This is a genomic window from Hyphobacterium lacteum (assembly GCF_036330345.1).
Classification (GTDB): domain Bacteria; phylum Pseudomonadota; class Alphaproteobacteria; order Caulobacterales; family Maricaulaceae; genus Hyphobacterium; species Hyphobacterium lacteum.
The window spans coordinates 309,818-323,992 of the sequence record NZ_JAZDRP010000003.1 but is presented as its reverse complement, the minus strand read 5'-3'; the positions used below and the strand labels follow the sequence as shown (position 1 = coordinate 323,992).

The following is a 14,175-nucleotide window of genomic DNA, read 5'->3' as shown; positions in this document are numbered from 1 at the left end:
CGCCGGATTGGCCTGTTTTGCGCCTGAAACAGGGTTAATCAGGCCTTAAACTCTGGCATCGGGCTTGCGGATAGGTGGTCATGACACCGATCCGTGGCCTTCTGACCTATGTCCCGACCCGCAATGCCTCCCGTGTTGCGCCGGTCAGCTCGTCCCCGGATTCGCAGGACCGGCCGCCGCGGCAGGATCTCCCGTCTCTCTCTGTTGTCCCGACAGAGACGCGCCACACCAACGAGACGCTGATTACCGCGGCAGCCGCCTACGAGCTTTCCGCCCAGCCCCGTCGCCGGGGGCTGAAAGCCGACGCGTCCGAACGCGCACGTTTCCATCATGCCTATGCGCGCCCGGCGCATATGCAAACGCCGCCCCCGGCCTGGGAGCGGCGTGCATGATCAAGGCTCTGAAAATACAGAGCCGTCTGGCGATCTCGCTGGATGTGCTGATCGCCAGTGGGCTGCTGTTCCTTCTGGCCTAGTCGGCGACCGCCAGGTCGCGGCGAGCGGCCACAATCGTGACAACGAAGCCGGCCAGCGTGTCGATCAACGCCATCACCATCAGAATGAAGAAGGTCGATGTGGCGAACTGTTCCATCAGAAGAAACAGGGCCAGCGCGATGACAAAGACCAGCATCGACAGGCCATGATTGAGGATCGTCGCTGTACCGGAACCGGCGGCCTTCACCATTTCGATGAAGAAGACCAGAAGACCGAGGATCAGCAGAAGATCACCCGTCGTCAGCACCCAGTCTGCACCGGACACCATACGCACGCTGAACAGTTCGGACGTCATGGCCCCCGGGCCAGCCATAAAGGCCACGACTGCATAGATGATGACCGGGATCACCATTTTCGGAAAGATATTGAACAAGGTTCCACCCCCTCTTTGCTGACCATTTCCGCCAGACGCACGGCGTTCGCGCGCGCGTCGGCTGGCCGTCATCCCGAGGAAGAACCCCTGATCACCACCGTTGGCCATGACACACTCCTTTTAATGCTCGTCTGATCCCTCGGGATTCCGCGCCCGCGAGTTCAGCCACATTATCCCTAGCATGTCTGACAATGAGGCGAAAAGCCGACCGAAGTTCGTATATTTCGATTTTCCCGCGCCCCGTGGCCTGTGGCCCACATCGCGAAACTCCGCAACATAACCCTCGCGTTTGAACAAGGCGTAGAGGAAACGGTGCTGGTGATCGAAAAAAGGAAGCTCGAGATATTCCTTGCGATAGAAGGCTTTAAGTCCGCATCCCGTATCATCGGCATCATCACGAAGCAGTGCCTTGCGAACACCATTACCAACCCGGGAAGCCAGCTTTTTCCAGGCTGAATCCTGCCGTTTGGCACGGCGTCCGCCCACTACGGCGAGATTTGCCGGCGCATCGCCGCGCGTCAGCGTATCGATCAGAAGCGGCAAATCAGCAGGCGGATTCTGGCCATCACCATCCATGGTCCCGATAATCCGGCCGCGCGCAGCCATTATGCCCGTGCGAACCGAGCGTGACTGACCGGCATTCTTCCGGTGAGAAATGACCCGTAACTCGGGAAACCGCGCCTTGGCGGCAATAAGCTCGTAGAGCGTCGCGTCGGTCGAACAGTCATCGACGAAGATCATCTCGTAGCTATAGCCTTTGAGCGCTACCGCGATTTCTTCGGCAAGGCCGGTAACATTGCCAGCTTCATTGTGCGCAGGCACAACGACAGAGATGTCAGGCGTGTCAGTCATCAAAAGCCCTGTTTCGGCGGCGCCCAGCTTGCGGACCGGCCCCGACCCGTTACATACCTGATTTCCAGTGAGGTGCGAGGCGTTTCTCCACCCGGCAGCGGATACACGCAATGGCGGATCTGATTTCCGGACAAAGGGCATGGTGGATTATCGGCGCTTTGGCAGCGCTGGCCGCTCTGACCGGCGTTTTCACCATTCAGCCGCTGGACCGCGATGAATCCCGTTATGTGCAAGCCACAACCCAGATGCTGGAGACCGGCGATTTCGTCGAGATCAGGTTCCAGGACGAGGCGCGGAACAAGAAGCCGGTCGGCATATACTGGTTGCAGGCGGTTACCGCCGGATTGCTGACCAGCGACGCGGAGCGGCCGGTCTGGGCCTATCGTCTTCCGTCTGTCCTGGGGGCCATAATGGCGGCACTGGGCTGTTTCTGGGCCGGGACGCGTTTCATGAGCCGGGAGGCGGCCTTTGCAGCGGCCAGCCTGTTTGCGGTTTCCATTCTTCTGGCATCTGAAGGCGGTATCGCAAAAACCGATGCGATGTTGTCAGGTGCAACGACGCTGGCGATGGCGGCCTTGCTGGCATTGCGCCATGGCGGCGGCCGCAGGGACGCGCTGGTTTTCTGGGTCATGTTGGGATTGGGCGTCCTTGTGAAAGGGCCCGTCACGCCCATGGTGGCAGGCCTCGCCATACTGGCTTTGCTGGTTTGGGAACGGAAACCTGGCTGGCTGAGACCACTATTGTTCTGGCCGGGCCCGATTCTGGCAGCGCTGATCGTTTTACCCTGGCTGATCGCCGTACAACTGGCGACAGATGGTGAATTCCTGCGCGAAGCGATCGGCGTTGATCTTGCGCCCCGGCTGACATCAGGACTGGAAACCCATGGCGGGATGCCCGGCTATCACCTCCTGACGCTGTCTGTTTTGTCCTTCCCGTTCATCTTCTTCCTTGTCCCCGGGTTCCGGGCCGCCTTACCCGGCCTGAGAGACACAAATAGCGATCAGGCGAAGGCCATCCGCTTTCTTCTGGCCTGGATCATTCCCAGCTGGATCGTGTTTGAACTGATGCCGACCAAGCTGCCGCATTATCCATTGCCGGTTTATGCCGCGCTGGCCCTGATCGCAGGACTGGGATGGCAGGCCTTTTCCGCCACGCCTCTGTGGACACGCCTGACCTCGATAACGTTGGGCCTTCTGGGCAGTGTGGTCCTGATCGCCCTGATCCTGGCCGCCTCAATCGTTTATGGCGGATCGCCGGTCCTCGCCGGCATTGCGGCTGCCATCTGTGTGATGGCAATTCTGGCTGTGATCATCGCCATCATGCGCAAGCAAGGAACCGCCGCTCTCATGCTGGCCATATTCGCAGGCCTGTCCTGGCATGTTCAGATGCGGATGGTGGCCGTGCCTCTGGCCCAGGATCTGAACCTGTCCGAACGGGCAGCACAAACCGTGGCGGACATGACCGGTCAATCCGGGCGGGATGCGGTGAGTGTGATTTCATCCTACAATGAACCCAGCCTGGTGTTTGCTCTGGGGACGGAAACGCGGCTGGTCGCGTTCGACGAAATGGGTGATGCCGTTATCGCGCAAAGCGGTGCCTTCGTATCGATTGAGGATACGGCACGGTCCGGCGATGACATGGCGACCCTGGAACAGATCGAGACGGGGGTTTGCGAGCGCCGCGAAGTGCCGGGCTATAATTATTCGCGCGGCGAAGAGACGGTCTTGATCGTGCGTCTGCACAATTGCGAGCAAGGATAGTAAAACCATGACCCGTTCGATCGAAATTGTTGAAGTCGGGCCACGAGACGGACTTCAGAACGATCCGGTGCTGATGCCGACGGAGCTGAAGATCGAGTTCGTCGAACGCCTCATCGCAGCAGGCGTTAAGCGCATGGAAGCAGCCAGCTTCGTACACCCCAAACTGGTGCCGGCCATGGCCGATTCCGATGACGTCATGGCCCGCGTACCCCGCGTGGACGGCGTCAGATACATCGGCCTGGCGCTTAACGAACGCGGAATGCGCCGAGCGCTGGATAGCGGCTGCGACGAGGTGAATTTTGTCATGGTCGCGTCCGAAGGTTTCGGCAAGCGCAACCAGAACGCCACGCCTGAGGAGACGGCCGATCTGTTCGACCGCATTGCTGTGCTGGCGCATGACGACAAGGTCCCGGTATCCGTCACCATTTCGGTCGCCTTCGGCGATCCGTTCGACGGCGAGGTACCGGTCGACACCGTTGCCATGCTGGCCGGACGGGCGGCAAATGCTGGCGCCATGGAAATTGCTCTGGGCGACACGATCGGCGTCGCCAATCCCTGGGACGTCCGCCAGCGGATCGATGCTGTGCGCGATGCGGCACCGGATGCCCGCCTGCGTATGCATTTCCACAACACCCGCAATACAGCCCTCGCAAATGTCTTTGCGGCTGTAGAAGCGGGCGTCGATGTCATCGACGCCTCGGTCGGTGGCATTGGCGGCTGCCCGTTTGCACCAGCGGCGACGGGCAATGTGGCGACAGAGGACGTGGTCTATATGCTGGAGCGCGGCGGGTTCGACACCGGTCTGGATCTGGACAAGTTGATCGAGACCGCGAAATGGCTGGAAAGCGAGGGGCTCAAGCACCCGGTGGAATCGATGCTGTCAAAGGCCGGGGGATTTCCGTCCTAGCGCGTGATCTGCCGCCACAGACCGCGCAGCAGAATCGCCGCAAACATCAGTGGCGCCGCCAGCAACAGGGCCAAGCGCCCCGGCAAACTGCCGAATTTCCAGAAATACCGGAAAAAGCTTTTCGCCTTATGCCATTCAACCGCGAGCGGGCTGGCCTCGCTGGTGCCGCCAATATGATGGACGATGGCATCCGGAACAAAAAACACTGGGCCCGCCCGGCGGCAAAGATCGATATCCTCGACATGCAGGAAATAGGTTTCATCGAAACCGCCCAGCGTCTCGAAGCCCTGCCGCGACATCATGAAAGCAGCGCCGGAAACCGCCGCGACTTCCTGCGGTTCAGCGGGGACCGGTTCGGATTCCATTCCGAACGATTGTGCCAGACCCAACCGCGACAGGCCTGTAAAGGTGGCCAGCGCCCGCCAAAGCGTCAGTTCCCGCCGCCGCGAACCGCTTTGCTCAGCCCCGCCGGACCCCAGAATGCGGGCACCGGCCAGCGCGGTGACCGGCTGACCCGAAAGCACATCGGCTAGCCGTGAGGCGGTCCCTGCCTCGATCCGGGTATCGGGGTTGAGGAAGAGCAACTGGTCGCCACTGGCCTTAGCGGCGCCGAGATTGCAGCCCCGGCCAAAGCCGAGATTTTCATCCGTCCGGACAATCTTCAGGCGGCTGTTCCCGGCTGCGAGTGTCTCCACCTGCCGGCGCAGATCAGCGGGGTTTTCATGATCGATCAGAATCAGCTCGGTGATGGCTGTATCGGCGAGAACAGCCTCGATCGCATCCAGCAGTGCCGGCCCGGTTCGCCAGCTGACCATGACAGCAGAGATGGAAACGGCGGTCATGCGGGCCTTGGCCGGGCTGACAGGAAGCTGGTTCCGGCGATGGCCACGGCCAGCGCCGCCATATGCCACTCCTGCCAGGCTCCATAGCTGAAGAAGATGAAGCAGAAATAGGACATGGCGACCCAGGAAATCGCCGCGGCCTGCAGTCGCGAGAGATAGCGCGCGCCCGCGATACGTCCGCCCAGCATCACCAGGGTGAAGGCCAGAAGAATGGACCCGAAAGCACCGGTCTCCAGCCAGACCTGTATCGGTGCATTGTGCGGATGAAGCGGCAGAAGCTGATGTTCCAGTCCGCGCATGACCTCAACGGAGTCGATCGAACGGGACGCATCCAGACCCCAGCCGAGCCAGGGGCGTTGCACAATCTGTTCGCCGGCAAACTCCCAGATCGCTATCCGCGTTTCCCACGAAAAGGGCAGATAGGCCATGATGCTGTCGGGCAGCAGGGAAGCCAGGGACGGTAATATCAATGGCGTTACGACGAACGCTCCGGCGATCAGGCCGAAAATGCCGGAGAGCGCGCCTCTGGGCGAGTAATAGGCGACAATGGCGGCACCGAGCGCAGCGAAAAACGCCAATATATTGACCTGTATATGGAAACCGAATGTCGTCACGCCGGTAAGGGCCAAAAGCAGCAATCCGATCAAAGGCCCGCCTTCCCGCCAGGCCAGGGCCGCGGCGGGTCCAGCGAACAGGACAATCAGCAAGACCCCGTGGCCCAGGCTCCGGTCGACCTCGAAACGGGCGACCGGGTCACCGGCCTCCAGACCTTCGACATCCAGCTTGTAGGACATGGTCAACGCGCCGCCATTCACGAATTCGGCGAACAGGTAGAGCGCACCAAAAAAGGCCATGAAGAGGAAGGCCGCTTCGGCTCGTGCCCGCCATTTGCCTTCCAGCCGGAAAATGGCGAAAGCGAAGGCTGCGTAGAGCGGCACGCCTACGAGAAGCTTGATCGCCTGTTCCGGATTATCATAGGGCGACCAGGTCCAGCTCAGCGCTGCCCAGGCAATGAACAAGGCTCCCAGCATGGCCTCCCATGGCGGGTCCTTGTGCAGCTTCAGAACGTCTTTCCAGGGAAAGGCGATGATCCCGCCCAGCGCGACAAAGGGCGGCAGAGGCAAACCGCCCGCGCCCGCCGCGGCCCCGGTGAAAAACAGGATGACGACCGCCGCTATTCCGGCCCGGACATAGTCCTTATCGGAAAGGGCAGCCGTCATTCTGTCTTTAGCCCCGCTTCAGATCAGGAGGCATGGCTTCCGCTATCAGCATGTCCGCGGCTTCGTCGAGGCCGATGATTTCCTGCTGCTTGTTGCCTTCACCCAGGAAGCGCAAAGCGACCTTGCGGTTTTCTGCTTCCTTCATGCCGACAACCGCAATCACCGGCACCTTGCCCACCGAGTGCTCACGGACCTTGTAGTTGATTTTCTCGTTGCGCAGGTCCGTCTTCACCCGGAGACCGGCCTTGCGCAGCGTCCCGGCAACCTCTTCTGCATAGCCATCGGCGTCAGACGTGATCGTTGCGACCACGACCTGCAATGGCGCCAGCCAGAGCGGAAACTTGCCGGCATAGTTCTCGATGAGAATGCCGATGAAGCGCTCGAACGAGCCGAGAATGGCACGGTGGAGCATGACCGGACGGTGCCGGTCATTATCCTCGCCGACGAACTCGGCATCGAGCCGGTCGGGCAGGACGAAGTCGACCTGCAACGTGCCGCATTGCCAGTCACGGCCGATCGCATCACGCAGGACAAATTCCAGCTTCGGACCATAGAAGGCGCCTTCGCCCGGATTGAGGATCATCTCGACACCGGCCGCTTCCGTAGCGTCCTTCAGGGCCTTTTCCGCCTTGTCCCACGTCTCGTCCGATCCCGCCCGCGTTTCCGGCCGATCCGAAAATTTCACGATGAAGTCCGTGAAACCGAGATCCTCGTAGACCGAGTTCAGCAACTCGATGAAGGCTGCCGTCTCGCTCTCGATCTGGTTCTCCAGACAGAAAATATGCGCATCGTCCTGAACAAAACCGCGCACCCGCATCAGGCCGTGCAATGCGCCCGAGGGTTCATAACGGGCACAGGAGCCGAATTCGGCCATGCGCAGCGGCAAATCGCGGTATGATTTCTGACCGGAGCGGAAGATCTGGACGTGCGCCGGACAGTTCATCGGCTTGAGCGCCAGGACTTCGCCATCCTCCGTCTGGGCCGTGAACATGTTCTCGCGGAACTTGTCCCAGTGTCCGGATTCTTCCCACAGCTTGCGGTCAATCAGCGTCGGCGTCTTGACCTCTTCATAACCGGCCTCCTCGAGACGGCGGCGCATATAGGATTCCAGCGTGCGGTAGAGCGTCCACCCCTTGTCGTGCCAGAAAACCTGGCCGCGGGCCTCTTCCTGCATGTGGAACAGATCCATAGCCCGGCCGACCTTGCGGTGGTCGCGCTTTTCCGCCTCCTCGATGCGCAGGAGATGCTCTTTCAGCTGTTTATCGTCCGCCCAGGCCGTGCCGTAGATGCGCTGCAGCATGGCGTTGCGGTGATCGCCACGCCAATAGGCCCCGGCAACCTTCATCAGCTTGAAGGCCTTGCCGATCTTGCCCGTGGACGGCAGGTGCGGTCCGCGGCAGAGATCGATCCAGTCGCCCTGGCGGTAGATCGTGATGGCCTCGTTCTCGGGCAGGTCGCGGATCAGCTCGGCCTTGTAGGCTTCGCCGATCTTCTCGAAATGCGCGATGGCGTCATTGCGGTCCCAGACCTCGCGCACGAAAGGCAGGTCGCGATCGACGATCTCGGCCATGCGTTTCTCGATCGCGTCGAAATCCTCCGTCGAAAACGGCTCGTCGCGGGCAAAGTCGTAATAAAAACCGTCCTCGATAGCCGGTCCAATCGTGACCTGCGTTCCCGGGAACAGCTCCTGCACGGCCTGGGCAAGGATGTGCGCCGCATCATGGCGGATCACTTCCAGCGCTTCAGGCATATCGCGCGTGATGAGCTCGACCTTTGAATCGCCCTCCAGCGGGCGCGTGAGATCCCATTCCTGGCCATCGACCCTTGCGATGATCGATTTCTTGGCGAGGGATTTTGAAATGCCCTCGGCGAGGTCCATGGGGCTTGCGCCCTCGGGAAGTTCCCGGACTGCGCCATCAGGCAGCGTTACGTTGATCATTTGTCTTCGTCCTGTTGTTCGGACCGGCTGTTTGATGGGTTCCTAGCCGCTTCACGCGGAAGGCGAAAGCGGTGAAGCGCCCACCAAGGCACATCTTTCAGTTTCTCCGGTGCAGGATCATAGCCGTGACTGCCTCCGGGGCGGCATCGCGCGATGCGTCCCAGCGTCAGCCAGATGCCTCTCCAGGCGCCCTGCTTGCGTACGCAATCAGCGCCATATTCCGAACAGGTCGGCTCATGGCGGCAACGCACGCCCAGCGCATAGAAAACCGGCGAGAGCGTCCATTGATAGACGCGCACGGCCGCGATCAATATCGCGCTGAAGGGTCTGAACGAGGCTTCGTTCATCGGTTTGGTCCTGATCACCGGGTGCTTCCAACCGGTTGTCTATAAAAGATTGTCTTGCTTGGGAATTCCGGACCGGCGGGCAATGTCTGCTGGCATGGCAGACGCCACCGGCCCTAGCCGGTTGCGGTGGTCAGGGTGGTGGTGTTCAGCGCATTGGCGCAGGCCTCGGCGGCGGCCTCGAAAGCCAACCGGATAGAGGCATGGCGCGCCGGGTAATCGCGGGCGCTTTCCAACGCCGACAGGCCCGCAAACCGGCCTTGCAGTGCGGGCGCGCCTTTCAGCATGGCGCCGAGCGCATCGCGCGCCTCTTCGATCTCGCGAACCGAAGCACCGATGGCGTTGGCGCCCAGCACGGAGGCCGAGGCCTGTCCAAGCGCACAGGCCTTCACTTCCAGACCGATATCGGCGATGCGATCCCCCTCCAGCCGGACTTCGACTTCAACAGACGAGCCGCAAAGGCGGGACACACGGCGCGCACATCCATCGGCACGGTCGAGCCGGCCGATATGCGGAATCTCCGCCGCGAGACGCAGGATCTCGCTGGAATAGAGCGCGTCGTTCATGACGGCGGAGGATATAAGCGAATTGTGGCGGAAGTGCTAGGCGCTGTGATCTGGAATCCTCCTTCGAGACTCTCATGCGCTCGCACCTCAGGATGAGGTGAGTGAAAAGCAATCCCACCAAACCGCCTCATGGTGAGGTGCCCGGCGTAGCCGGGCCTCGAACCACGCCCTATCCCATCCGCCAGGTTGACCCTTCCGGACCGTCCTCGACCTTGATCTTGCGGGCGATGAGCTCGTCACGCAGGGCATCCGCCTTGGCGAAATCCCTGGCCTTCCGCGCGGTGGTCCGGTCCGCAATCAGCTGGTCGATCTCTGCGCGCTCGGCCTCGGACAGGCTGTCGATCCCGAACCAGGCATCCGGCGAGCCATTGAGCAGGCCCAGCGCCTGCCCCCCCGCCAGAAGAGCCGCAGCAGCGGCCATCTGTTCAGCTTCGTCCTCGGCCCGGTTGGCCTCACCCGCAAGCGCGAACAGCGCGGCCAGCGCCTTGGGTGTGTTGAGATCATCAGCGAGGGCGGCTTCCACCGTTTCCGGCACGTCGCCTGGTTCGGCCTTGATCCGGCGCAGAACACCATAAAGCCGGTCAAGCGATTTCTGGGAACGCTCCAGCAAGGCATCGGTCCAGTCGAGCGGCGCGCGATAGTGGGCGGTCAGCAGGGCATAACGCAACACTTCGCCGGGCCAGTGCTCGATCAGTTCGTGGACCAGTTTCACATTGCCCAGCGATTTGGACATCTTTTCATCCGTCATGGCCAGCATGCCATTATGCAGCCAGTAACGGGCCATCGGCGTGCCCCCATGTGCGCAAACCGACTGGGCAATCTCGTTTTCATGGTGGGGGAAGGTGAGGTCGTTTCCGCCGCCATGAATGTCGATCGTCTCGCCGAGATGCTTCTCGCACATGGCCGAGCATTCGATATGCCAGCCCGGACGGCCGCGCCCCCATGGGCTGTCCCAGCCCGGCTCGTCATCTTTGGCCGGTTTCCAGAGGACGAAATCTGCCGGGTCTTTCTTGTAGGGCGCCACTTCCACGCGGGCGCCGGCGATCATGTCGTCCATGTCGCGCTTGGAGAGCTTGCCATAATCGGCATAGCTCCTGACCGAAAACAGGACATGGCCTTCAGCCGCATAGGCATGGCCGTCTGCGGCCAGTTTCTCGATCATCGCGATGATGTCACCGATATGGTCCGTGGCATACGGCTCGATCGTTGGTGGCGCCGCACCCACCGCTCCCATATCGGCATTGTAGATATCGGCATACTTGCCGGTGATCTCCTTCATCGACGCGCCGGTCGCCTTCATCGCGGCAATGATCTTGTCCTCGACATCGGTGATGTTGCGCGCATAGACGACATGGTCTTCGCCATAGGTACGCTTCAACAAGTGATACAGAACGTCGAACACGACGGCGGGCCGCGCATTTCCGATATGGGCGTAGGAATAGACTGTCGGGCCACAGACATACATCGTCACCCGCTTGGGATCACCGGGAATGAATTCCCGTTTCCGGCCCGTCAGCGTATCGTGAAAATGCAAACTGCCCATGACAAACTGTCCTATCGTTTTCCCCACAATGGGTATAAACTTGTTCCATCCCTATGGACGGCGCGAATTCACGCACTACATAGCGGTCTCGCAAGAGTTGCGAAACCGGAAGAACATCGGGCGGCTGCTTAAATCCAGCGTCCAGTACTTCGGTCCGGAAACCGGCACTACACCGGATGCGTATGTATCCGGGACCCGACAACGGAAGGATCATGGACGACATGGACGCCAAGACACCCGCCGAGCTGCGCCCTGAAACGCTGGCTCAAACCCGCCCCAGCCGCGAGCAGGCCGAAGAGGCCGTGCGCACGCTGATTGCCTGGGCCGGTGATAATCCGAACCGCGAAGGCCTGCTCGACACGCCCAAGCGCGTGGTCAAAGCCTATGAGGAATGGTTCTCGGGCTATGAGGCTGATCCTGCCAAGGAACTCTCGCGCACCTTCGAGGATGTGCAGGGCTATGACGACATGGTGATGCTCACCAATATCGACGTCGAGAGCCATTGCGAACACCACCTCGCCCCGATCATGGGCGTGGCACATGTCGCCTATCTGCCGCGCAAGAATGTGGTCGGTATTTCCAAGATCGCCCGTGTGGTGGAAATCTTCTCCAAGCGCATGCAGACCCAGGAAACCATGACGGCACAGATCGCCGACATCATCATGGAAGCGATGGATGCGCGTGGCGTGGCGGTTCTCATCGACGCCAAGCACCAGTGCATGACGACGCGCGGTGTGCATCATCCGAATGTCTCGACCATCACCACGACGTTCGCCGGCGAGTTCAAGTCCGACGACGAGCTGCGTGGCCGCTTTATGCGCCTGGTCGAGCGGGCCTAATCAGACTGCAACTGACGAAGCCGCCGGTCCGTCCGGCGGCTATTCGTCCGTCCTGTCTTCCGGGAAAAACTGATTGGCATAGCTGCCGAACGGTTCCGCGAAAAAGCCACGGCTTTCGCGCCAGAACCGCTGCGCGCCGCGTGAATTCGCGGCGAGATCGCGGTAAGCGGCGTCTCCGCCTTCCCAGAGCTGATCGGGAACAGCGTTCTGCTCATGAAGGTAGTAGGCGTATTCCCAAGTATTCATGGCGACCAGCATCAGTTCTGAATATCGGCGCCATTCGGTTTCAGAGAGCAAATCGGGATCGGTATCGCCACGATGCATGATGTCAGCGAGCTGCTCGTCCTCGACGATCGACATCAGGTGATCGTTGAACAAGGTGAGCGCGTTGAAGTGGGTTTGCGCATTGAGCGCCGTCGTCGTCGCACGGACCTCGGTCGCGAGATAGATGACCGACAGGATGACGCCCGCCGACGCCACGATTTGTGCAATCGCGGCAATCGTCTCGATTTGTCCCTTGAACTTCGTCATGGCCAATCCCCCGGCTTCCCCGATAACCGTATTTCGCAGCCTGTCGCTCACAAAAGTCAATTGCCCGGCGTCCGGCACGTGACGGGGCGGACAAGTTCGGCTAACCCGCTGGCATGACCGCTCCCATCACCCTCATTGCCGAACAGAAGGGCCTTCGGCTCGACCGCTGGCTGGCGGACGAGATCGACGAGTATTCGCGCTCGCGCCTGAAAGCCCTGATCGAGGAAGAGAACCTCACCTGCAATGGCGAGGTGATGAGCAATCCGGCGCACAAGACAATCCTGGGCGCGGAATATGTGCTGACCGTGCCGGCCCCTGTCGCCGCAGATCCGACGCCCGAGGATATTCCGCTGGATGTGGTTTATGAGGATGATCACCTGATCATCGTCAACAAGCCGCACGCCATGGCAGTTCACCCGGCCGCGGGCAACTGGTCCGGAACGCTGGTCCATGCCCTGCTGCACCATTGTGCGGGCTCCCTGTCGGGGATTGGCGGGGTGGAGCGGCCGGGCATTGTGCACCGGCTCGACAAGGACACGTCCGGCCTGCTGGTCGCGGCCAAGGATGATCTCACCCATAACGGGCTGGCCGAGCAATTCGCTGAACACTCGGTGAAGCGCGCCTATATCGCCTTTACGCGCTCATCGCCCGAACCGCGCGCGGGCCGCATCGAGACGCGGATTGCACGCTCGGATACCGACCGCAAGAAAATGGCCGTGGTGAATGATCCGCACAGCCTGGCCGGCAAGCTGGCGATCACGAATTACCGCACTTTGGCCAGCTATGGCCGCGAAGGCGGAGCCATGCTGGGCCGAGCCCTGGCGGCCAAGGTGGAATGTCGGCTCGAGACTGGCCGCACGCACCAGATCCGCGTGCACATGGCGCATATTTCGGCACCGCTTCTGGGTGATCCGGTCTATGGCCGCGGGCGCTCGCAGAAGCTGAAAGAGCTGGATGATGGCCGGGCCTTCAAGGATTTCCGGCGGCAAGCCCTGCATGCCTATGAGCTGGGCTTCATCCACCCGATAACGAAAGAGGCGCTCCATTTCGAAGCGCCTCTTCCCAAGGACATGCAGCGTCTGGAAAAGTTCCTCGAGACGCTCTAGGCGCCCTCGCCGAACATGAAGAGGAAGAAGTGCGCATCCTCGTCATACGGGTTGAGGAATTCGTGGCTAACCTCGGCCGGGATGATCATGAACTGACCTTCGGAAAATTCCGTGTCCTGGCCATTGATCCGCGCCGTCATCTGGCCTTCCACGCAAATGATCAGCGTCGGGAAAGGATTCGTACGGCTGCGCGGATCTTCATTGACATGCTGGCCTGGCGAGACCGCCCCGAAGCCCGAGCGGAAGCCCGGCTGATAGTAAATGATGCCGGCATTGCCACCATGAACGAAGCGGAGGTCCTGCTGATCGTAATTCACAACTTCCGGAAAGCCGCGCGTCCAGAAATGGAAGACGTGAGTCAGAATCGACGGATCGAAGTCCGCACCATCCATCAGCTCAATGTCCATCGGCGTGACGTCCGTCGAGAAGGCCTTGGCCATGGACGTGTAGGCACTGATTTCGCCGCGATCGATCCGTTCGAGGATATCGCCGGTGGCCGTATAGTAGAAGGTGGGTGTGGAAGGTGTACCCGCCGTTACGCTGTAGCTGCGATCGGCATGGGTCAGCGTGACCGTCCACATCTCGCCATTGACCTCGACACCGAACTCCTCGTCCGCGGTAAAGGTCACGTCATTGACGACATAATCGGCTGCATATCGTTCTAGGATGGATTGCGTATCCACTGATTGCGCCAGAGCGCCCGTGGACAGAATGCTGCCGAGCACGGCAGCGGTCAGAATGTGTTTCGTGGAGACCATGGCTGGTCCTCCTTTCAGGTTTCTAGCGCCCCCAAGCGCCAACTAACCATGTGTTTAGTTACAAACTTAGATGGATTGCAAGTGCTTATTTTCAAATAGAA

The 14,175-nt window shown here is 60.7% G+C and carries 15 protein-coding genes; 5 read left to right on the top strand and 10 right to left on the bottom strand.

The window, feature by feature from the left end; all coding sequences use genetic code 11:
- Nucleotides 1–80: 80 nt before the first annotated feature.
- Nucleotides 81–392, top strand: coding sequence for a hypothetical protein (locus tag V0U79_RS06400; RefSeq protein WP_330198650.1), 312 nt, complete (start codon nt 81–83; stop codon nt 390–392).
- A gap of 79 nt (nt 393–471) precedes the next feature.
- On the opposite strand, the gene V0U79_RS06395 is transcribed toward V0U79_RS06400, so the two are convergent.
- Complete coding sequence (locus tag V0U79_RS06395; RefSeq protein WP_330198649.1) at nt 472–975, bottom strand: hypothetical protein; 504 nt, start codon at nt 973–975, stop codon at nt 472–474.
- A 12-nt stretch (nt 976–987) separates the two neighbouring features.
- Nucleotides 988–1,719, bottom strand: a complete 732-nt coding sequence (locus V0U79_RS06390; RefSeq protein WP_330198648.1) for a glycosyltransferase family 2 protein — start codon at nt 1,717–1,719, stop codon at nt 988–990.
- A gap of 110 nt (nt 1,720–1,829) precedes the next feature.
- On the opposite strand from V0U79_RS06390, the gene V0U79_RS06385 reads away from it, so the two are divergent.
- Together V0U79_RS06385 and V0U79_RS06380 are read left to right on the top strand one after the other, a co-directional pair.
- Entirely contained in the window at nt 1,830–3,479 is a 1,650-nt protein-coding gene (locus V0U79_RS06385) for an ArnT family glycosyltransferase (RefSeq protein WP_330198647.1), read from the top strand.
- Between the two features lie 7 nt (nt 3,480–3,486).
- A complete protein-coding gene (locus V0U79_RS06380) occupies nt 3,487–4,386 on the top strand; it encodes a hydroxymethylglutaryl-CoA lyase (RefSeq protein ID WP_330198646.1) in 900 nt (299 codons plus the stop codon).
- Here the strand turns inward: V0U79_RS06380 and V0U79_RS06375 are convergent.
- The 6 genes from V0U79_RS06375 to cysS form a co-directional block, all read right to left on the bottom strand.
- Entirely contained in the window at nt 4,383–5,228 is an 846-nt protein-coding gene (locus V0U79_RS06375) for a glycosyltransferase (RefSeq protein WP_330198645.1), read from the bottom strand. The genes V0U79_RS06380 and V0U79_RS06375 overlap by 4 nt on opposite strands.
- Nucleotides 5,225–6,448 (bottom strand): O-antigen ligase family protein, encoded by a 1,224-nt coding sequence (locus V0U79_RS06370; RefSeq protein ID WP_330198644.1) that lies wholly within the window; start codon nt 6,446–6,448, stop codon nt 5,225–5,227. The genes V0U79_RS06375 and V0U79_RS06370 overlap by 4 nt, the downstream gene beginning before the upstream one ends.
- Before the next feature lie 7 nt (nt 6,449–6,455).
- Nucleotides 6,456–8,387, bottom strand: coding sequence for a threonine--tRNA ligase (gene thrS, locus V0U79_RS06365; RefSeq protein WP_330198643.1), 1,932 nt, complete (start codon nt 8,385–8,387; stop codon nt 6,456–6,458).
- Nucleotides 8,384–8,734, bottom strand: coding sequence for a membrane protein insertion efficiency factor YidD (yidD, locus tag V0U79_RS06360; protein ID WP_330198642.1), 351 nt, complete (start codon nt 8,732–8,734; stop codon nt 8,384–8,386). Before yidD ends, thrS begins: the two co-directional genes overlap by 4 nt.
- Nucleotides 8,735–8,847: 113 nt before the next feature.
- On the bottom strand, nt 8,848–9,297 hold the full coding sequence (locus V0U79_RS06355) for an iron-sulfur cluster assembly scaffold protein (RefSeq protein WP_330198641.1): 450 nt from the start codon (nt 9,295–9,297) through the stop codon (nt 8,848–8,850).
- Between the two features lie 169 nt (nt 9,298–9,466).
- Nucleotides 9,467–10,840, bottom strand: coding sequence for a cysteine--tRNA ligase (cysS, locus tag V0U79_RS06350; protein ID WP_330198640.1), 1,374 nt, complete (start codon nt 10,838–10,840; stop codon nt 9,467–9,469).
- A 212-nt stretch (nt 10,841–11,052) separates the two neighbouring features.
- On the opposite strand from cysS, the gene folE reads away from it, so the two are divergent.
- Nucleotides 11,053–11,679 (top strand): GTP cyclohydrolase I FolE, encoded by a 627-nt coding sequence (gene folE / locus V0U79_RS06345; RefSeq protein ID WP_330198639.1) that lies wholly within the window; start codon nt 11,053–11,055, stop codon nt 11,677–11,679.
- Between the two features lie 39 nt (nt 11,680–11,718).
- Here the strand turns inward: folE and V0U79_RS06340 are convergent, their stop codons facing one another.
- Complete coding sequence (locus V0U79_RS06340) at nt 11,719–12,210, bottom strand: hypothetical protein (RefSeq protein ID WP_330198638.1); 492 nt, start codon at nt 12,208–12,210, stop codon at nt 11,719–11,721.
- A gap of 113 nt (nt 12,211–12,323) precedes the next feature.
- Here V0U79_RS06340 and V0U79_RS06335 point away from each other — a divergent pair, with 113 nt between their 5' ends.
- The gene (locus V0U79_RS06335; protein ID WP_330198637.1) at nt 12,324–13,316 is read left to right on the top strand and encodes an RluA family pseudouridine synthase; all 993 of its coding nucleotides are present in this window, start codon (nt 12,324–12,326) and stop codon (nt 13,314–13,316) included.
- Here V0U79_RS06335 and V0U79_RS06330 read toward each other — a convergent pair.
- Nucleotides 13,313–14,074, bottom strand: coding sequence for a cupin domain-containing protein (locus tag V0U79_RS06330; RefSeq protein WP_330198636.1), 762 nt, complete (start codon nt 14,072–14,074; stop codon nt 13,313–13,315). The genes V0U79_RS06335 and V0U79_RS06330 overlap by 4 nt on opposite strands.
- Between the last annotated feature and the right edge of the window lie 101 nt (nt 14,075–14,175).